Raw genomic sequence first — 19,779 nt, 5'->3', positions numbered from 1 at the left:
AGTTCCCGATGACCGACCGTCCGACCGTGACCGGTCGCCGGCGTCTGGCCTTGGTGGCCGTCTCGCTCGCGACCTTCATGACCTATCTCGACAACAACATCGTCAATGTCGCCATCCCGGACATCCAACGGGATCTGCAGCTCGACACCGCCGGACTGGAATGGGTTGTCAGCGCATACATCCTGACGTTCTCCGCGCTCATGCTGATGGGTGGGCGCCTCGCCGATCTCCTGGGCCGCCGTCGGATGCTCCTCGGTGGGCTGGTGGTGTTCGGCGCCTCGTCGCTGGTCGCCGGTCTGGCCGGCTCGGGCGAGATCCTCATCGCCGCACGCGCGGTGCAGGGAGTAGGCGCGGCGATGATCACGCCCACCACCCTTGCGATCATCTCCGCGACCTTCACCGACACGCGGGCGCGCAACGCGGCGGTGGCCGTATGGGGGTCGGTCGGGGCGGTGTCGGTGGCGTTGGGTCCGCTGCTCGGCGGTGTGTTCAGCCAGTACATGTCGTGGGGCTGGATCTTCTTCGTCAACATCCCGGTCGGGATCGTCACCGTCGTCCTGACATTGGTGGCCGTCGACGAGTCACGGGCCCCCACCTCCGACGGTCTCGACATCGCCGGACTGTCGTTGTCCGTCGTGGGCCTCACGGCACTGACCTTCGCGCTGATCCAGGGCCATGAACTCGGATGGACGGCATGGCCGATCGTGGTGTCCTTCGGCATCGCCGCCGGTGCGGTCGCGCTGTTCGTTCAGGTCGAACGCCGCAGCAGCGCACCGATGGTCGATCTCGGTTTGTTCCGCAGCCGTGCGTTCACCGGCGGCCTGATCGCCCTGATGCTGTTCGCGTTCGGACTCTTCGGCATCTACTTCTTCACTTCGCTGTATGTGCAAGGGGTATTGGGCTTCTCACCGACCAAGGCAGGCGTCGCATTCCTGCCGATGGCGCTGTGCATGGTCGTCGGCGCCGCGTTGTCGGACAGGATGGCCGAACGCTTCGGCGCACACCACACGGTGTCGGCCGCGCTGGTGCTGATGGGTGCGGGCATCGCCTCGGTATTCCTCCTCGGTGCGAATACCGGGTTCGCGGGGCTGATGCCGAGCTTCGTGATCATCGGGATCGGTGGTGGCCTGACGATCTCGCTGACGGCAACTGTGCTGTCGCACATGCCCACCGAGCAGGCCGGTGTCGGCTCAGGTGTGTTCAATGCCAGCCGGGAGGTCGCGGCATTGCTGGGTATCACCGTGCTCGGTGCGATCCTGACCGCACGCCAGCAGGCCTCCTTGCGAGTCGGAAACCTTGCGCCAGAGGCCTTCCTGGACGGATTCCATCTGGCGGTGCTCGTCGCGGGCCTGCTCGTCGCAGCGGGCGGCGTCGTCGCCTGGTACGCCCTGCGCCCGACGCGGGTCGAAGACACCGCAGCGGCGGTCCCCGCGGTGCCGTCCGTCGCCATCTCCTGATCCGGCAATCCCACCCGCACCGACGCCTTCAGGTGAGACGATGTCGGGACCGGCCCGACTCGATCCCCCTGACGTCGATCCCCAGATCTCGATACGAGGTGGCAACGCGGTGAGCCTTGATCACGCGTCCTTCGCTCCGTCGGCTGCGATCGTGGAGGACCCGCGCTACCTCTCCGAGCAACTCCTCACCTACATCGGCAACAAACGGTCGCTGCTGCCCGTGATCGATGCGGCCGCCGAACAGGTGCAGACGCGGCTGGGTCACCGGCTGGTGGTGCTCGACGCGTTCTCGGGGAGCGGAGCCGTGTCCCGATTGTTCAAGGCGCGCGCCGGCCGCGTGATCGCCAACGACCTTGAATCGTATGCGCGGGTGATGAGCGAGTGTTATCTCTCCAATCGTGCCGACGTGGACCCCGACGAGATCGGGTCACTGGTGGAGATCATCAACACCCAAGTCGACCAAGGACTCTCGGTCGACGGATTCATCGAGGAGCTCTACGCTCCCGACGACGATGAGCACATCCGCCCCGGCGAACGGGTCTTCTACACCCGTGACAACGCGCGGCGTCTGGATGCCTACGCAACGTTGATCCATCAGCTCGACGAGCGGGTGCAGCCGTACCTGCTGGCGCCGTTGCTGTCGCTCGCATCGGTCCACGCCAACACCTCCGGCGTGTTCAAGGGATTCCACAAGGACCGGCGCACCGGCATCGGCAGATTCGGCGGGTCCGGCCGGGACGCGCTGGTGCGCATCCTCCGGACCATCCGCCTGTCGCCGCCGGTCCTCAGCAGGTACTCCGCGCAGAGGCAGGTCCTGCAGATGGACGCCAACGCCCTCCCCGGCAACGTGGGTCCGGTCGACCTCGCCTACCTCGATCCGCCCTACAACCAGCATCCGTACGGTTCGAACTACTTCATGCTCAATCTCCTCGTGGACTACACGCGACCGACGGAGATCAGCCCGATCTCCGGCATCCCCGTCGACTGGAACCGATCGCGGTACAACGTGCGGAGGGATTCGGCGACCTTGCTGCACGACCTCGTGGCATCCCTCGATGCCCGATTCCTGATCGTGTCCTTCAATGACGAGGGCTACATCACCCCAGCCGAGATGGTCGAGATGCTGGCCTCGGTCGGGGCCGTCACCGAGTTCCGGTCCCGGTACAACACCTTCCGGGGCAGCCGGAATCTCCGGGCCCGCCGCACCCATGTCACCGAGCACCTGTTCGTGGTCGAGAAGGGGTGATGCGAGAATCCACTCGTGCACATCGGAATGACCATGCCGGTGATGGAACCGGACCTCGACACCAACGTCCTGAAGGCCTGGGCGACCGCGATCGACGACGGCCCGTACTCCTCACTGTGCTGGGGCGAACGGATCGCGTTCGACAACCCGGACTGTCTCACCCTGCTCGGCGCGTTGTCGGCGTGGACCGACCGAGTGCGACTGGTCACCACCGTCGTGGTGCCGCAACTCCACGATCCGGTGATGCTGGCCAAGGCTCTGGCCACCGGAGACATGCTGTGCGGTGGTCGACTGACGGTCGGCCTGGGTATCGGCGGACGACACGAGGACTATCACGCGGTCGGTGCCGACACATCCGCCCAGACGATGCGCGGGATGGCCGAGCGGGTCGACATCATGCGTCGGGTGTGGGCAGGCGAGAAGATCACCGAATCGGTGCTCCCGGTGGGGCCGCGACCGCATCGGAGCGGTGGTCCCGAACTCCACGTCGGCACCACCGGACCGAAGACCATCCGCAGCGCCTCGGCGTGGGCCTCGGGCGTCGCGGGGGTCACGCTCGACCTCGACCTGGTCAGGCAGCAGGAACTCTTCGACGTCGCGCGCACGGCGTGGGCCGATGCCGGAAAGCCCGCACCTCACCTCGCGACGTCGTTCTGGTTCGCGCTCGGAACCGGCGACGGCCCGCGCGAGCAGGTGCATCGTCACCTGCGCCACTACATGAACTGGATCCCGGCAGATTTCGTCGACGCGATCGCCCCCACCACCGGCTGGGCCGGTACCGAAGACGAGCTGGCCGCGGTGCTCCGGCGCTTCGCCGAGATCGGGACCGACGAGGTCCAGCTCATCCCGACGAGTTCGGATCCCGATCAGCTGCGTCGCGCAACCGAGGTCGCGGCCGAATTCGCCTGAGCGCGGACGTCATCGACCGGCCATCGACGCGTCGATGGCCAAGAGCTGCTCGGGACGCACATCCCGCAGGACCGCCATCGTCGCCGTCACCGCGAGATCACAGGCCACATCGATGTCGGCGTCATCCACGATCAGAGCCCGATAGGCGACGTCGAGGCTGATGCCGATCAACAGCGATGCCAGGGTGTCGGCGCTGGCGGCGATCTTCGCACCCTGCGTGCCGTAGTTGCTGCGCAGCCGCGCGGCGACCCGCGGTTCGAGCGCTTTGTACAGACGGCGGCCGGGATCCTCGGCCTCGTCGCGGTGCCCGAGCAGGATGCGGAAACCATCGGGGTTGCGACGCGCGTACTCGAAGGTCGCCTCCACCGAATGCCGTGCCCGCGCGCCGTAGGCCATGTGTTCGGAGTCGTCGTACGCGGCGTACATCCAGTCGGTGAACTCACCGAGTTCGCGGTCGAGCACCATGCCCACCAGCGCATCCCGCGAACCGAAATGCGCATACAGGGTGACCCTGGTGGTGCCGCCCCGTTCGGCGATCATGTCCATCGTGGATCGTTCCGCACCGACCTCGGCGATCACCGACCGCGCGGCATCGAGCAACTCTTTGTCGGTCGGCCGGTTGCGCGTACTGCGTCCTCGCGTGCGGCGTCGCGGGCTCTCTGCTCGTCCGGACTTGGTCACGCTGATCTCCTGAGCTCGCGTCGTGGGCCGGCAAGGCGATACCGGAATCGATCGATGCCACCACCGACGCACCTCAGCCGGCGACGTCCGATCTGCCCAGCCTGCCGAAGTAGGCAGCCTCGACGGTATCGCGGTGCTCCCGGAGTTCGCGCGCCGAGCCCCGCAGCGCGACCCGCCCGTGGTGCAGGACGACCGCGGAGTCGGCGATACCGAGTGCGAGATCGATGTGCTGCTCCACCAGGACCACCGCCATTTGCTGGTCATCGGCGATCGCGCGAAGACGTGGGAGCAGATCCTGGACCGCGATCGGCGAGAGGCCGAGACTGAGCTCATCGATCAGCAGCACCGACGGACGTGTCAGCAGCGCCTTGGCGAGGGCCAGCATCTGCTGCTCACCACCGGACAGATTTCCGCATCGACGGCCACGCAGCCCCTTCAACTTGGGGAAATGCTCGTAGACGGCGTCGATGCTGCCGCCGCTCTTACGTTTTGCCAGCCTGAGATTGTCGCTGACGGAGAGCCGGTGGAACAGGCCGCGGTTGTCGGGGACCAGCGTGACGCCGCGCCGTGCGTTGCGCTCCACCCGACCGTCCACCGATTCGCCGAGTGCAGTGATGCTGCCCGACATCACCGGTAGCGCCCCGACCGCGGCGAGCAGTGTGGTGGTCTTGCCTGCCCCGTTCGGCCCGAGGAGCGCGAGGATCTCGCCCGGGCGGACCGCCGCGGAGAGGTCGCGGACGGCCGGAACTCCGCCATGACCGACGGTGACCCCGTCGAATTCCAGCACCGCGCTCATCGCGCACCCCCTCCTGGTTCGTCGGCCGGTCCGTCTGTGGCCGATCTTTCTGTGGCCGATCTTTCTGCGGCCGATCTTTCTGCGGCCGATCCGTCATCGAGTGAGTCCGCCTGCACCTCAGGGCTTCCGAGGTACGCGGCCACCACGGCCGGGTCGTCCTGGATCTCCGTCGGCGATCCGGCGGCGATGACCCGCCCGAAGTCGAGCACGTAGAGGCGATCGCACACGTCGAGCACCAGCGACATGTCGTGGTCGATCAGCAGGATGCCGACGCCGGTCGCCGCGATCCGGCGTAGTTCCGCGCCGAACTCCCGGCTCTCGTGGGTGTCGAGGCCTGCGGCCGGCTCGTCGAGCAACACCAACCGGGTGCCGCCGACCAGGGCACGTGCCACGCCGACCAGTTTCTGTTGGCCGAGTGTCAGCTCTCCCGGCCGCCGGTCGGCGACGCCGAGCAGCCCGACCATGGCCAATGCCTCGTCGATGATGCCTGCGGGCGGCCTCGATCCGGTGAACACGTCGGAGATCAACGCGCGCAGGCCGACCCGTTGAACCGCGACCGCGAGGTTCTGCGCGACGGTGAGGTCGGCGAACAGCTCACCGGCCTGCCAGGTGCGGGCCATCCCTGCGGTCCGCCGACGATTGGCGGCGATGCGGTCGACACGCTCGCCGTCGAGTCGCACCTCGCCGGACGATTTGGCGAAGCCGGTCACCGCATCGACGAACGTCGTCTTGCCTGCGCCGTTCGGCCCGATCAGCCCGACGATCTCGCCCGCATCGACGGTGAGATCGATGTCGGCGTTGGCGGTCACGCCGCCGTAGTGGACCGACAGGCCACGGGTGGAGAGCAACGTGGTGGTCGCGGCAATCTCGATGACGTCAGACATGAGCTGCTCCCGATTCCGAGTTCGATGATGCGACAACAACTGTCGGCGCTTTCGGTGTCTTGCGGGCGCGGTGTGCGCGATTGAGCCGGTCCCCCAGATCCGCGATCGCGCCCGACACACCGACCGGGTTGAGCACCGCCATCAGCAGGAGCCCGCCTGCCGCGATGATCTCGTAGTACTCACCGAGGTCGAGGGTCTGGTTGAGGAACACGTATCCGACGCCCAACGGGCCGATCACGCCGGCGATGAACGCACCCGACACCGATGTGATCCCACCGACGTAGGTCATGGCGAGCAGCGTCAATCCGACCATCACCGTGAAAGACCCGGCCGACAACTGCCCTCGGCTGTAGCCGATGAGACATCCACCGACGCCGGCGAGGAACGCCGACAGCGCGAAACCCAGCAACTTGGTCGCGGCGACGTTGATGCCCACCGAGGCGGCCGCGCGCTCGTTCGACCGGACCGCCAGGAACGACCGACCGGTGGAGCCGGCCATCAACCGCATCACGACGAGCGTCGCCACCGCCACCACCAGCAGGACCATCAGCGCGAAACGGACCGTCACGAGGTTCGTCCCGTCGCGGACCCCGAGGTCGAGACCGAACAAGGTCGGATCGGTGATCATGTTGCCCTCGTAGGCGGTGATCTCGGGATTGTTGAAGACGAAGCTCTGGATCGCGATGGCTGCGGCAAGGGTGACCACGGCCAGCTGCGCACCGCGGATGCGCAGGGCCGGGATACCGACGAGGATTCCGAGCGCGGTCGCGATGAGAGCCGCCAGCAGGATGCTGAACGGAAAGGGCACGTTCCAGTTGACGGTGAGCTTCGACAGCGCGAACCCGGCGGTACCGGCAAATGCCATCGACGCCAACGAGATCTGGCCCAGGTAGCCGGTCAGCAAGACCAGCGAGAGGGCGATGAGCGAGAGGATCACCGACGTCACCACCCCGAATCGCCAGGTTCCGGAGGTCAGCAGGATCGCGGCGACGACCACTGCGAGGACCCCGACCGTGGGGATCAGACGGATGCGCGGTATCCGAACGGCAGGCATCTGCACGTCACCCAACGACCCGCGCGACGGGATTCGCCCGCCGAGCAGGAACAGTGCGACGACGATGACGATGAACGGCAACGCCTCACCGAGGCCGGCCTGCGCCCATTCGGGCCACCAGTCCTTGGTGGTCAGCCAGGTGATGACGGCTTGGAAGCTGCCCAGTAGAAGTCCTGCTCCACAGGCGATCCCGAACGAGGTGAGGCGCCCGAGGAGTGCCACCGCGAGAGCCGGGATGACGAAGAAGGTGTAACTCGTGACGTTCAATCCGATCGTGAACGCCGCCAGGATCACGATCAGCCCGGTCGCGGCACCGGTGAGCACCCAGATGATCGCGGCGAGACGATCCGGCGAATAGCCGACCAATCGAGCGGCCAGCTCGTCCTCGGCACCCGCACGCGTGGCCACGCCGAGCCTGGTGAGACGAAAGTAGGCCCACAAGATTGCCGCGATCGCGATCGCGATGCCTGCGAGGATCACGTCCGACACGTTCACCACGGCGCCTGCGAACTCGAATGTCTTGTCCGGCAGCACCGCCAGCGCGAGCAGGTTCTCGGTGTCGAAGCGCAGTTGCACGAGGGCCTGGATGAACAGCATGAGCCCGACCGACGCGACCACCTGGGCGAGCACCGGCGCCTGCCGGAGCGGCCGGAAGACGAGCAGGTGTGCGACGACGGCCCACACCACCGCCGATCCGACGCCGATCACGATGGCAGGCCACATCGACATGGGATCGTCCGCACTGCCGAGGTGAATGGAGCCGATCGGCAGGACGAGGCTGCCGTCGGTGCGCAGCGCAGCCACGGCGTAGACCGCCCAGAGGCCCATGGCGCCTTGTGCGAAGTTGATGATCCCGGTGGCCGCGTACACCCCGACCAACGACGTCGCCATCACCGCATACACGGCGCCGGTCGAAAGACCCAGGAACACGAACTGCAGGAACTGACCCATGCGGTTATCCCAACGAATAATGCGCCGATGGCGCGATGGTGAACAGCGGTGGCGGGCGGGTGGGCGCTGGGCTCAGCGCCCACCCGCCCGTTGATTACCTCGTCGTCGGCGCTATGCGGCGCCCGGGATGAGCTTGAGCACCTGCGGGCTCGGGGTGATGAAACCGCCGCCCACCGGCTTCGTCGTCTTGTCACCGGTGACCTCGAACAGCAACATCTCGGTGGTGCAGTTCGGGGTGGTCGGCTTGCCGCACGTCAGTTTGGGTCCGAGGAAGCTCTGGAAATCGGTGAGTCCCTTGAGCCCGTTCAGCACGTTGGCGCCGGTGAAGTCGGTGACCTTGGCCTGGTTCAGACCATTGACGAAGTCGACGAAGGTGGCGAAGGTCCCGTACGCGTAGAAGCCGCCGGTCCCACCTGCCGCGTCGATGTACTGCTCGGCGACCTTCAGATTGGACTTGGCAGGCTCCGGTGCCGAATCGATGGCAGGCGGCTGCCAGCCGGGTGAGTAGGTCTGCGCACCGACGGCCTGCGATCCCATCGTGTCGATGAACTCGGTGCAGGCGGCCATGAACATCGTGCCCTTGTAACCGACCGACCGCAGCGATTGCGACAGCTTGGTGCAGGTGTTGTCGTTCGGCGCGGTCATCAGGCCCGCCGCGTCCGGATTACCGTCGGCGAGCGTTGTGGCGAGAGCAGTGAAGTTGGGACCGGTCGGCGGGTAGTAGACACTCTTGACCTCGATGCCCAGCTGTTTGCCCAACGGGGCCAGCAATCCGTCGAAGACCTGGTGGGCCTGCGGCAGATCGGCATTGGCCAGCGTCAGCGACGTCTTGCCCGCAGCCTTGAGGCTCTGCATGAAGCCGACCAGGAATGCCGCCGGGGGCGGACCGAAGTACACGCGATTGTCCGCCTTGGCGCCGGTCGCGGTGTTGAACGGGATCTGCCCGACCAGGGGGATGCCTGCGGCGGTCAGGATCGGCACCGCGGCAAGCGATTCCGAATCATATCCGTCGACCGCCGCGACCACACCGGCCTGGACGAACTGGTTGGCGCAGGCGATCGTCGATTCCGGGGCGGTCTGGTCGATCCCGCAGTCGACGATGTCGATCGGGCGACCGTTGATGCCGCCGATCTGGTTGTTGACGTAATCGAGCGCTGCGGTCTTGCCAGAACTGACACCGGCCTGCGTCGCCGGCCCCTTCGACGGATTGAAGAGCCCGACCTTGATCGCCTGGCCGGCGGCTTTCACACCACTCTCGCCCGCCGCAGATGTCGACCCGCCCGAGCTGTCGTCGTCGCTGCTGCACGACACGACCGAGAAAACACACGCCGCGGCGATGGCGGCCGCGACGACCCGACCTGTTCTCCTACGCATTCCCACACGCCTTTCCCCCAGACCCCGGGCATGACGGATCAGCCCGGAGGGCCATCGTCTGCGGGGTTTTCTGCACTGGATCGCCGGCGGCGGCCAGTGGACCCGATCCGGGTAATTGTGATCTGGGCCACTCGCAAATTAGCCCTTGCCTTACACGGGTGTCAAGCTGTTTCTGCAGGCCAAACGCATTGCGCACGAATCACTCCCGAATTCGGGGTGGGTCGAACGTCCAGGATGCCGGTCCTTCGCCATCCGAAAGATTCTCGTCCGTGCGTCACCGAACACCGGAAATCCAGGTTGGAACAACTTATTCTTGTCCGACGTGGCCGTTGTTCGACCGATGTCCGCCTCCTCATCACCAGTACCGGCACGCGTAGCGGACATTCGAACGGTGACCGGTGCAGAGGGGCGTACGGATGCGAATTCTGGTCCTGGGCGGCGACGGCTTCTGCGGATGGCCGAGTGCCTTGCACTTGTCGGCCGTCGGCCATGACGTCACGATCGTCGACAGCTTGATCAGGCGTGCGATCGACGACGAACTCGGCGTGCGGTCGCTGACGCCGATCCATACCCTGACCGAGCGCGTGGATGCGTGGCGTGAGGTATCCGGGCGAGAAATCGACGTGGTCACCCTCGACGTCGCCCATGACTACGCGGAATTGGTGGCGCTGCTGGTCGCGTCGACACCCGATGCGGTCATCCATTTCGCCGAGCAGCGCGCCGCCCCGTATTCGATGAAATCACCTGCGCACAAGCGCTTCACCGTGAACAACAACCTCAACGGCACGCACAATCTGCTCGCTGCGATCGTCGAGACAGGCCGCGACATCCACGTCGTCCACCTCGGCACGATGGGGGTCTACGGCTACGAGACCGTCCCGGTGGACTTGCCCGAGGGATACCTCACGGTCAGCTATCCGGATCGAAACGGCGAGATGCACTCGCGCGACATCCTCTACCCGACCCAGCCCGGAAGTGTCTATCACCTCACGAAGTCGTTGGACCAGTTGCTGTTCCAGTTCTACGCCCGTAACGACGGCATACGGATCACCGACCTGCATCAGGGCATCGTCTGGGGTACGCAGACCGACGAGACCGAACGGGACCCCCGACTCATCAACCGTTTCGATTACGACGGAGACTTCGGGACGGTACTGAACAGATTCCTCGTCGAGGCGTCCATCGGCTATCCGCTGACCGTGCACGGGACCGGTGGACAGACAAGGGCGTTCATCAACATTCGCGACTCGATCAGGTGTATCCGGCTGGCCGTCGAGTCCGGTTCGGAGGTCAACGAACAGGTCCGGGTGATGAACCAGATGACCGAGACCCACCGGGTCGCCGATCTCGCGCGACTCGTCGCGGACCTCGCCGGCGGGTCAGTCGCCGAGGTGGCCAATCCGCGCGCCGAGGCTGACGAGAATCTACTCGCGGTCCGCAACGACCGGCTCCTCGGGCTCGGGCTGGATCCGATCCGTTTGGACTCGGAACTCCTGAGGGCCGAGATCGAGATCGCCCGGAAGTATGCCGAACGTGTTGACCGGCAACATATCCCGTGTACGTCGTACTGGACCGAGACTCGCCGTGCCGCGGCACAGGAGCACGACAAGTGAGCGACGAGAAGCCAGTAGACCCCTCGCCGAAGCCAGAATCGGGTGCCGAAGAAGATGACACCACAAAGAAGGAGTATTTCACCGGGGAACGCGGCCGAACCGTGCCGCGCGCAGCGTGGCTGGTGCTGGCCGTCGCTCTGGTGATCCTCCTGGTGTTCGTGTTCGTACAGCCGAAATGGTTCACCCACGACGCCGACGACACCAGCCTCGACGTCCCTGCCGACCGTCATTTCACCAAGACGCTGGAGGGTGCCGGCTATGCGGACGGCGTCTGGCTCACCGACGATTCACCGTCGACGAGCTACCTCGTGACGTTCCCTGCAGATTCAGCGCGCGACGAGACGCGTCTGCATCTGTCGGGCACCTCCCAGGTGGCCGCGGACAGCGTGGTGTTCATGACCGTGAAGATGGACGGGCAGCAGGTCTACAAGAGCGAGCTGCCGCATGGCGAACACGACGTCGACACCTTCGTGGACGTCCCCGACCAGATCGCCGACGACGGGCACGTCCGCGTCCAGGTGATGCTCACCGGCAGCCTCAGCAATCAGACGTGTGTCGCCGACCACTCGACAGGCATGCAGGTCCACCTGGATCCGGGAACCGTCGTCGAAGCCGCTCTCACCGAACGCGTGCACACGGTGCGCGACGCCGTGGTGTCCTGGAATCGTGACGTCACTGTCGTCATCGCCGACCAGACCGACGAATGGCGCACCGCGGCAGCGCAGTTGGGAATTGCGTTGACCCGAGCCGGGCATCGGGTCACCTTCGCCGACACTGTGCCCGACTCGGATGTGCAGAACTCGATCGTCGTCGGGCCCGTGCAGAAACTCGGCGATCTGGGCTGGTCGGCCACCGACTCATCCAACGACAGCATCGTGATGGGCACGGCGAACAACACTCCCGTGGTCGGAATCGTCACACCACGGGGCGACCTCATCTCGAGCTTCCTGACCAGCACATCGGTGACCACGGCCGACTCGGACCAGAATGATCCGCAGACACTTCCGGTGGTCGCGGCGACCGGGAACGAGGTCGGACTCGAGCGACTCGGCGCAGACACGTCGGTGACCCAGATCGGCGACAACCACAAGTGGCGTGCGGCGTACTCGCTCGCCGATCTTCCGGACGGCCGGCTACCGCAGGCGGTACGAGTCGCGTTGCAGCTGCCCGCATCACCAGACGACCTCACCTGGATCCTCAACACCGAACTCAACGGACAGCTCATCGACAGCCGACGGCTGCCGAAGACTCCCACAACGCAAGCCACGATCCCGATGCCCGCAACGGCTCAGCTCATGGACAACACCGTGACGTTCACCGTGCAGCGCGACCGGAACATCGGCGGATGCGACGTGCGGGTGACGAATTACCCGATTCAACTCGAGTCGAGTTCGGCACTGGTGCTCGGCAACGATCCGGGCGCGGGCTTCACCTCGCTCCCCCGGATTCTCACTCCCGGGTCGGCTGTCTACTGGCCCGACGCGGCCAAGTCGAACGCCGTCGACGAACTGAATGCAGTGGTCCCGGCACTCACGAAATTCATCCCCGACGGGGCACAACCCAGCTTCGAGTGGAACGCCCAGCCGGCGCCGGCCAAGCCGTTCATCCTGGTCGGGCAGAGCCCTGAGGTCAACACGCTGGTCCGCCTGCAGGACGGTCGTCTCGTTGCAGGCCCCGGCTCGTCGGCCCTCGACATCTCCTCGTTCGACAACGGGATGGTCCTGCAGACCGCCACCAGCACGAGCCGCGCGGGCGGACTCGCGATCACCTATGTCGGCGCACCCGGCCGGATGCGACTCCCAGCGTTCGGCCGCGAGCCCGCAGAGGTCGTGACCTCGCAGGCGAGCTTCGCGGTCGGCCCCGACGGGAAGGTCGTCGACGGCCCGTCGGATTCGGACTCGCCCGGATGACCACATCCGTTCCGAATCCGCATGCCGAGGAAGCGATCACCGATCACTTCCGGTCGGTCGACAGCGCACCAGCCGATTACGCCGTCGACCGTCCATCGAGTGGTGTCAACGGCTTTCTCGTCACGTTCGTCGGGCTGTCGTTGGTGTTCCTGTGCGCCCGAATGGTTCTCGCGCACACCGATTTTGTCCAAGTGCCGCGTGACCCCGTGCTTTTCGCCAAGCTGCACGGCAACGTCGTGTTCCCGTTACGCATGTTCCTGGTCCTCTTCTTCATCTCCTACGCGGCCTTCGCCTACTCGAATGTGTGGCGGCGACTGTTCATCGGGATCTCCTTGCTGGGAAAATTCCTGGTGTTCTGCTTCGCCGTCGACATCACCGCATGGCTGCTCCATGACGCCGGGATCATCGACATCTCCGTCTTCGGCGCCCAGTTGATCTCCGGTCTTGCCGCCCTGGCGATCTTCCCGCACACCATCATGCGGCAGGCCCAGCTCCCGCCTCAGGGTCCGATGCCGTCGGTGCTCCCCAACTTGCCTCTCCGGCCATTCCTCACCTGGCTGGGATGCCTGCTGCTGGCCATCGCCGGTGCCGCCATCGCGATCCACGTCCTCTACGACCTCGTCGACGTGTTGAAGAACTGGGCCATCCTCGGCGGCATCGGCGCCGGGGTGTTCTTGATGCAGCAGATCCTCGCCGTGTCCACGGCGCTCCTGGGACTGCGGGCGCTGAAGAAGTCGCGGAGCCATGAATTCGCGCCACGCGTGGCGATTCTGGTGCCCGCGCACAACGAGGCGCACAGCATCGCCGCCACAATCGAGGCGGTCGACGATGCCGCGGAGACCTACCCCGGCAAGGTCCATCTCTACGTGGTGAACAATGCGTCGTCGGACACCACCCAGGAGGTCGCCACGGAGACCATCGCCGACTGCCGGTTCATCACCGGAGAAGTGCTCGAATGTCCCACGCCGGGCAAGGCGATCGCGTTGAACATGGGTGTCGAGGAGATCAAGGAAGAGTTCATCGTGCGCATCGACGCCGACACGGTGATCGGTCCGGGATGCCTGGAGACGGCGATGCGTCATTTCGCCAACCCCGACGTCGGGTGCGTCGGCGGGCTACCCCTGCCGCTCGAGGAGAAGACCTGGATCGACAAGTGCCGACTCGTCGAGGTCTATATGCGGCACGGGTTCTTTCAGGTGTCCCTCGACGGCTACCAAGGGGTGATGGGTATTCCCGGAATGTTCGCCGTCTACCGGCGCAGCCAGTTGATCGAGGTGGGCGGCATGGTCCAGGGCATGAACGGTGAGGACACCGACATCTGCATGCGACTCACCTCGGCGGGCTATCACAGTGTCGCCGACCCACATGCCGTGTACTACAGCGAGACGCCGGCCTCGTACGCCCACCTCCGTGAGCAGAGGACTCGATGGTTCCGCAGCATCTACCATCTGACCGCACGCAACCGCGCCATCCTGCTGGATCGCCGAACGATGGTGGGCACCTTCGTGTTGCCGTTCAACCTCGTCAACGCCGCACGCCGCGCCATGCTGCTCCCACTGCTCATGTATGCGGCATTGACGGGTTTCGTCTTCCACGCGACATTCACCACCATGCGATGGCAGCCCATCGTGGCGACCCTGCTGGGCATGTCGATGATCATGACCGTGGCCGTCTGCCTGCTCTGGCGGCCGAGTTCCGTGCGGTTCATCCCGCTGTATCTGGGATTCCGCGTGTTGCGTAGCTATTTCACGTTGGCGTCGGCACTGAGCCTCATCTACCCGCCGATGCACCCACGGGTACCCACGCTTGCCTCGCTTCGGCTGAACGGACCGCGAGCCAGACATCAGCGCCACCTCGATGAACTACAGGAACCGGACCCGGACCCCTTGGTGCCGCCCGACATCACCCAGCCCGAATGACACCGAAACCGTCAGTACGGTGCTAGATTTCCCATGCTGAGGTCTCGATGAGCGGAAAGCGGCCGATGCCGTCGCCGTCTCCGGTACGAAAGGGGCGCCGTCGCCGTGCTCAGACTCATTCCCGATTCCCAGCGACGAACACTTGACGAACTCGTCGAGAGACTCGATCTCTCGACGGGCGACCGCACCTCGAAACAGTCCGCGTTCTGGATCATGCTCACGTTGTCGGGGATCATCGCCGTCTCCGGCGTGGTCGCCGACAGCACCGCCACCGTGATCGGCGCGATGATCGTCGCTCCGCTGTCGACACCGATCCTCGGCATCGGACTGGGCATCGTGACGGCCCGCGGCAAACTCATCCTGGCCAGTGTCGGCTACGTCCTCGCCGGCGTCGTGCTGGTGACGGCGCTCGGCGTGATCCTCTCCCAGCTGTTGCCGAATCCCACGAACGTATTGGCCAATTCGCAGGTCCTCGGCCGCACGTCACCCACTCTGGTCGACCTGCTCGCGGCCCTGGCCACCGGCGTCGTCGGTGCGGTCGCGATCACGCGACGCGACGTCGGCGACGTGCTCCCCGGTGTCGCCATTGCCATCTCGCTGGTGCCGCCACTCGGCGTCGTCGGAGTCTGCCTCGGGTCGGGTGCTCCCTCGCTTGCGCTCGGAGCGTTCGTCCTGTTCGCCTCCAACGTGATCGCGATGATCATCACCAGCGTCGTCGTGTTGACGATCGGCTCCTACGGCAGGGAGGCCGCCGACGAGCAGGCTGCCGAGACCGGATCCGCACCGGCTCGCAGGCACAGCCGCGCGTACGTGGTGCTCGCGCTCGCACTCATCGTGGTGGCGATACCGATGGTGCTCAACTCGTTGTCGTCGCTGTGGTCACGCCAGATCGCCACCGCCGCGGATTCGTGGCTCGACGACGCCGGGATGAGTTCGGCCGAGGTGACCGGGGTGTCGTGGACCGGCGGCACGGTCACCGTGAGCGTTCTCGGACCGCAACAACTCCCCCCGGTCGATGACCTCCAACACACTGTCGACGACCTCGTTCCGTGGGACCCTGAGGTGGTGGTCGTGCATACCGTCGGAGGTCGGCAGGCCGCGGAGTGAGCCCACCACAACGCGTCACCCACGAAAGCGATGAATCCGGACCTTCATCAGAGGAAGATGTAGATCGTCGGCACCACCACTGCCGACCACAACGAAAGACAGAGGTGATTTTTCATGGGTAGCCCCCAAGAGGCAACTCCGTCCGTGGCAGATGCCAACTCTGCGGCCCAGTCCACCCTTCCGTTCAGTGACACTCGCGATCTCGATGCCGCCGGACGCGGTTTCGTCGCGGCACTCGAGTCTCCGGTGATCGCTGGAGCAGACGGTAACGCGGTGTGGGACTGCGAGGAGTTCGGCTTCCTCACCGACGACTGCCCGCCGACGGCCAACCCCAGTCTGTGGCGCCAGTCCGAACTCGTGGCACGCCATGGTCTCTTCGAGGTCACCGACCGCATCTATCAAATCCGCGGATTCGATCTGTCGAACATGACGATCGTCGAGGGCGACACCGGCGTGATCGTCATCGATCCGCTGATCTCGGCGGAAACCGCGGCCGCGGGCCTGAAGCTGTACCGGGGCCAGCGCGGTGACCGGCCGGTCACCGCCGTCATCTACACCCACTGCCACATCGACCACTTCGGCGGCGTCAAAGGGGTCACCACACAGGAAGCCGTCGATGCCGGAGAATGCGCAATCGTCGCGCCGTCCGGGCTCGTGGAACACGCGGTGGCCGAGAACGTCTACGCCGGAACGGCGATGGGACGGCGGGCCGCCTACATGTACGGCGCAGCACTACCGCGTGGTCCGCAGGGTGCGGTCGGTGCCGGACTCGGTCAGTCGACCTCGACCGGACATGCCGGGCTGATCCTGCCGACCCTCGACATCTCCGAAACCGGACACACCGAGACGATCGACGGCGTCACCATCGAGTTCCAGATGACCCCGGGCACCGAAGCACCCGCGGAGATGAATTTCTACTTCCCGCAGATGCGCGCACTGTGTATGGCCGAGAACGCCACCCACACCCTGCATAACCTGCTCACCCTGCGCGGTGCGCTGGTGCGCGATCCGCACGTGTGGTCGAAGTACCTGACCGAAGCCATCACCATGTTCGCCGGGCGCTCGGATGTCGTGTTCGCCTCCCACCACTGGCCGACCTGGGGCACCGAGGAACTCACCGAATTCCTCGCGGTGCAGCGTGACCTGTACGGATATCTGCACGATCAAACGCTCCGTGCCCTCAATCAGGGCAAGACCGGGCTGGAGATCGCCGAGGACATCAAACTGCCGCCGGCGCTGGAGAATGCCTGGCACACCCACGGCTATTACGGATCGGTCAGTCACAACGTCAAGGCGATCTATCAGCGCTACATGGGATGGTTCGACGGCAATCCGGCCCATCTCTGGGAGCATCCCCCGGTGGAGTCGGCCAAACGTCATGTGGAGTTCATGGGTGGCATCGATGCGGTCATCGAAAAGGCACGCAAGACTTTCGCCGACGGCGATTTCCGCTTCACCGCAACAGTTCTCAACTACGTTCTGTTCACCGACCCAGACAACTCCGTGGCGCAGGAACTGCAGGCCGACACCCTTGAACAGCTGGGTTACGGCGCAGAGAACGGCACGTGGCGCAACTTCTTCCTGATGGGCGCCTACGAATTGCGCAACGGACCGGTCGGCACCCCCACCACCGCAGCCGCACCCGATATCATCTCGGCGATGTCGGTGGAACAGCTGTTCGATGCCATTGCACTACGAGTTGATGGTCCGGGCAGCTGGGATGCGAACATCACTCTCGATTGGGTCATCAGCGATGACAATCGGCGGCATCGCGCGCAACTGCGCAACGGCCTCCTCGTCCATTTCGACGTCCCTGACGGGGCGCCCGGATCCGCCGACGCCACCTTCACTCTGACGAAGACGGCACTGCTGGGTGTGCTGTTGGGCGGCGTCGACCTGGAGGGAGCGATCTCCGACGGCTCGGTGTCCGCCGAAGGCGATGTTTCACGATTCGCAGAACTCGCGGGTCATCTCGACGAGCCGGACCCGGATTTCGCGATCGTCACACCTTGATTCAACGCACATGGCCGAAGGGCGTGCTCCGTTTCCGGGGCGCGCCCTTCGCGCATCAGCTGGAGAACGCTCCGCCGGTCGGGATCACCGGGCCGGTCGGCAGGCCTGTCTCGGTCGGGATCTCCGTCGGAAAACCGGTTTCGGTCGGTGGGGTCGGTGTCGAGGAGATCTTGTTCAGGAACTCGACGGCGACGTCGTATCGGGGTGTTCCGCAGTTGGGGCATTCGGCGCCACCGCCGGGAATGTTGAGCCAGTACCCGGTGGCACCAGCGGTCTTGGCGGCGTTGTAGACCTCGACCATGTCGTCGGCGGTGACCTGCCGGCCATTCGGATTGGTACTCACCCCCGCCAGCACAGGTGCGCCACTCGGGTTGGCGGCGTAGGCAGCCTGCACCGCTTCCTTGACGAACGAGGTCGCATACTCGGTCGCCTCGGTGCGCTGCGACTGGATCTCGAAACCGTCGGCAATCGCAGCACCCGGCGTGACCAACCGATCGATGAACGCCTGATACAGCGCATCCCCCGACAACCCCGGCTCAAGCACATTCATCAAATCGATGGCCGGCGCGAAGATCACGGCCTTGCCATACCGATGGGCCAGATCCTCGGCACGACGCAACGCACCGATCGGGTCACGCTGGTCACGTGGCGGAGTCAACGACGACGCCTCGAGATCCAGCAGGACCCAGTGCATCGAGTCCGGAACCTCACCGGCCCGCAGCGCACGCGCCAGGTCGGCGGCGCTGCGGAAGTTGAAGGTAGGGGTGCCGTTCGGCAGGTAACTGTTGGTGTAGACGTGCTGGACGAGCAGCAGTGTCGACGGATCGTTGAGATCGTCGAGCTCCGATTGGGGCAGTCCGGCATCGACCAGACCGGGTACCGACCCGGAGACCATGATCCAGCGAGGGGCGGGCACCGACGATGCCGACGGGGCAGCGTCCGCGCGCGCCAAAGCGGCTGTCACGACGGCGACCAGCACGAGCGCGGCCACGATCAGACGCTGCTTCCCTACCACCTCAAACCCCTAACAATGCCGGCGAGAAACAATCTTTCAGACAGTGAAGGCGCGCTTTGGTGACGTTACCGGGGTTCAATCCAGTTGGTGGCGATATGTCATGTCCCGGTCTGCAGCATGTTCCCGGCCCGACAGGATCCGGGAGTGGCTCACCCCAGCCCCGAGATCCCCTTACCGATCAGCACGATGCCGATCACCAGGATCAGGGTCGCCATGACGGTCTTGTTGTTCTCCTGCAGCCAGACCTTGAGCCGGTCCAACGGATCTCGTAGACGGTCGGCCGCCACCTGATACGCGAGAACAGGAATCACCACGGTGGTCGCAGCCAGCAACGAGAACACCACCACCGCCACGATATTCGAGCCGGTGGACAAGGCGGCGCCGCCGATCGTCACGCCTGCGGCGATGCACATCATCAGGTTCTTCGGATTGATCGCGGAGAGAGCGAATCCGAGACCCAGTGCGGTGAACGGTTTCATCTCGTCGATCGCCGCCATCCATTTCGGTGTCGAATGATCACCACTGCGCGCTCGCCATTCGCGGATTCCCTCGACCAGCAGGAGCACACCCAGAGCGAGCTTGATCCAGGCACTCGTCTTCGACTCCGAATCATCGGCGGCACCACCGACCAGCACGAAAATCGTGGTGGCGATGACGATCCCGGCCAACCATCCGATCGCGAACCCGATGCTGGTGGTGCGCGCGTGCTTCCCGAGGAGCATCAGGATCGCGCCGATGATGGGAATCGGTGAGATGGCGACCCCGACCGCCAGCGGCAACAGATCACCCAATACCGATCCCACAAAACCTCCTCGGCCGTGCACGGCGACAGTCGTCTCGGTGACCGTAT

Annotated in this window: 15 protein-coding genes; 8 read left to right on the top strand and 7 right to left on the bottom strand. The window is 65.3% G+C overall.

The genetic code is table 11. The features are described 5' to 3' along the window. The first annotated feature begins 8 nt into the window (after positions 1–8). From IDF66_RS22995 to IDF66_RS22985, 3 genes are read left to right on the top strand one after another with little or no spacing between them, the layout of a single operon-like run. A complete protein-coding gene (locus IDF66_RS22995) occupies positions 9–1,457 on the top strand; it encodes an MFS transporter (protein WP_190268777.1) in 1,449 nt (482 codons plus the stop codon). Positions 1,458–1,497: 40 nt separating this feature from the next. Continuing rightward, positions 1,498–2,703, top strand: a complete 1,206-nt coding sequence (locus IDF66_RS22990) for a DNA adenine methylase (protein ID WP_190268776.1) — start codon at positions 1,498–1,500, stop codon at positions 2,701–2,703. Between the two features lie 27 nt (positions 2,704–2,730). Further along, a complete protein-coding gene (locus IDF66_RS22985; RefSeq protein ID WP_190268895.1) occupies positions 2,731–3,612 on the top strand; it encodes an LLM class flavin-dependent oxidoreductase in 882 nt (293 codons plus the stop codon). Between the two features lie 9 nt (positions 3,613–3,621). Here the strand turns inward: IDF66_RS22985 and IDF66_RS22980 are convergent, their stop codons facing one another. The 5 genes from IDF66_RS22980 to IDF66_RS22960 form a co-directional block, all read right to left on the bottom strand. Next, positions 3,622–4,293, bottom strand: coding sequence for a TetR/AcrR family transcriptional regulator (locus tag IDF66_RS22980; protein WP_190268775.1), 672 nt, complete (start codon positions 4,291–4,293; stop codon positions 3,622–3,624). Between the two features lie 73 nt (positions 4,294–4,366). Then, positions 4,367–5,089, bottom strand: a complete 723-nt coding sequence (locus tag IDF66_RS22975; RefSeq protein ID WP_190268774.1) for an ABC transporter ATP-binding protein — start codon at positions 5,087–5,089, stop codon at positions 4,367–4,369. After that, positions 5,086–5,973: an ABC transporter ATP-binding protein gene (locus IDF66_RS22970; RefSeq protein ID WP_190268773.1), complete on the bottom strand. Its 888-nt coding sequence runs from the start codon at positions 5,971–5,973 to the stop codon at positions 5,086–5,088. The genes IDF66_RS22975 and IDF66_RS22970 overlap by 4 nt, the downstream gene beginning before the upstream one ends. Then, positions 5,966–7,978 (bottom strand): ABC transporter permease, encoded by a 2,013-nt coding sequence (locus IDF66_RS22965; RefSeq protein ID WP_190268772.1) that lies wholly within the window; start codon positions 7,976–7,978, stop codon positions 5,966–5,968. The genes IDF66_RS22970 and IDF66_RS22965 overlap by 8 nt, the downstream gene beginning before the upstream one ends. 111 nt (positions 7,979–8,089) lie before the next feature. Continuing rightward, a complete protein-coding gene (locus IDF66_RS22960; RefSeq protein WP_190268771.1) occupies positions 8,090–9,352 on the bottom strand; it encodes an ABC transporter substrate-binding protein in 1,263 nt (420 codons plus the stop codon). 416 nt (positions 9,353–9,768) lie between these two features. Between IDF66_RS22960 and IDF66_RS22955 the strand changes: the two genes are divergently transcribed. The 5 genes from IDF66_RS22955 (at position 9,769) to IDF66_RS22935 (ending at position 17,914) form a co-directional block, all read left to right on the top strand. After that, the gene (locus IDF66_RS22955) at positions 9,769–10,965 is read left to right on the top strand and encodes an NAD-dependent epimerase/dehydratase family protein (RefSeq protein ID WP_190268770.1); all 1,197 of its coding nucleotides are present in this window, start codon (positions 9,769–9,771) and stop codon (positions 10,963–10,965) included. After that, a complete protein-coding gene (locus tag IDF66_RS22950) occupies positions 10,962–12,875 on the top strand; it encodes a hypothetical protein (protein ID WP_190268769.1) in 1,914 nt (637 codons plus the stop codon). The genes IDF66_RS22955 and IDF66_RS22950 overlap by 4 nt, the downstream gene beginning before the upstream one ends. Continuing rightward, complete coding sequence (locus IDF66_RS22945) at positions 12,872–14,794, top strand: glycosyltransferase (RefSeq protein WP_190268768.1); 1,923 nt, start codon at positions 12,872–12,874, stop codon at positions 14,792–14,794. Before IDF66_RS22950 ends, IDF66_RS22945 begins: the two co-directional genes overlap by 4 nt. 105 nt (positions 14,795–14,899) lie before the next feature. Continuing rightward, positions 14,900–15,901 (top strand): TIGR00341 family protein, encoded by a 1,002-nt coding sequence (locus IDF66_RS22940; protein ID WP_190268767.1) that lies wholly within the window; start codon positions 14,900–14,902, stop codon positions 15,899–15,901. A 114-nt stretch (positions 15,902–16,015) separates the two neighbouring features. After that, the gene (locus IDF66_RS22935; RefSeq protein WP_190268766.1) at positions 16,016–17,914 is read left to right on the top strand and encodes an alkyl/aryl-sulfatase; all 1,899 of its coding nucleotides are present in this window, start codon (positions 16,016–16,018) and stop codon (positions 17,912–17,914) included. A gap of 55 nt (positions 17,915–17,969) precedes the next feature. Here IDF66_RS22935 and IDF66_RS22930 read toward each other — a convergent pair whose 3' ends face one another. After that, positions 17,970–18,905 (bottom strand): hypothetical protein, encoded by a 936-nt coding sequence (locus IDF66_RS22930; protein WP_190268765.1) that lies wholly within the window; start codon positions 18,903–18,905, stop codon positions 17,970–17,972. Positions 18,906–19,078: 173 nt separating this feature from the next. Beyond that, entirely contained in the window at positions 19,079–19,732 is a 654-nt protein-coding gene (locus IDF66_RS22925; protein ID WP_190268764.1) for a GAP family protein, read from the bottom strand. Positions 19,733–19,779: the final 47 nt, after the last annotated feature.

This window comes from Gordonia hankookensis (assembly GCF_014673215.1).
Lineage (GTDB): Bacteria > Actinomycetota > Actinomycetes > Mycobacteriales > Mycobacteriaceae > Gordonia > Gordonia hankookensis.
The sequence above is the reverse complement of the archived record's forward strand: the minus strand, read 5'-3'. Positions and strand labels throughout refer to the sequence as shown.

What these genes read in the sequence shown, in the direction of transcription:
- IDF66_RS22995 (WP_190268777.1), top strand. Translation starts at nt 9, where the DNA reads ATGACCGACCGTCCGACCGTGACCGGTCGCCGGCGTCTGGCCTTGGTG.
- IDF66_RS22990 (WP_190268776.1), top strand. Translation starts at nt 1,498, where the DNA reads ATGTCGGGACCGGCCCGACTCGATCCCCCTGACGTCGATCCCCAGATC.
- IDF66_RS22985 (WP_190268895.1), top strand. Translation starts at nt 2,731, where the DNA reads ATGACCATGCCGGTGATGGAACCGGACCTCGACACCAACGTCCTGAAG.
- IDF66_RS22975 (WP_190268774.1), bottom strand. Translation starts at nt 5,089, where the DNA reads ATGAGCGCGGTGCTGGAATTCGACGGGGTCACCGTCGGTCATGGCGGA.
- IDF66_RS22970 (WP_190268773.1), bottom strand. Translation starts at nt 5,973, where the DNA reads ATGTCTGACGTCATCGAGATTGCCGCGACCACCACGTTGCTCTCCACC.
- IDF66_RS22965 (WP_190268772.1), bottom strand. Translation starts at nt 7,978, where the DNA reads ATGGGTCAGTTCCTGCAGTTCGTGTTCCTGGGTCTTTCGACCGGCGCC.
- IDF66_RS22960 (WP_190268771.1), bottom strand. Translation starts at nt 9,352, where the DNA reads ATGCGTAGGAGAACAGGTCGGGTCGTCGCGGCCGCCATCGCCGCGGCG.
- IDF66_RS22955 (WP_190268770.1), top strand. Translation starts at nt 9,769, where the DNA reads ATGCGAATTCTGGTCCTGGGCGGCGACGGCTTCTGCGGATGGCCGAGT.
- IDF66_RS22945 (WP_190268768.1), top strand. Translation starts at nt 12,872, where the DNA reads ATGACCACATCCGTTCCGAATCCGCATGCCGAGGAAGCGATCACCGAT.
- IDF66_RS22935 (WP_190268766.1), top strand. Translation starts at nt 16,016, where the DNA reads ATGGGTAGCCCCCAAGAGGCAACTCCGTCCGTGGCAGATGCCAACTCT.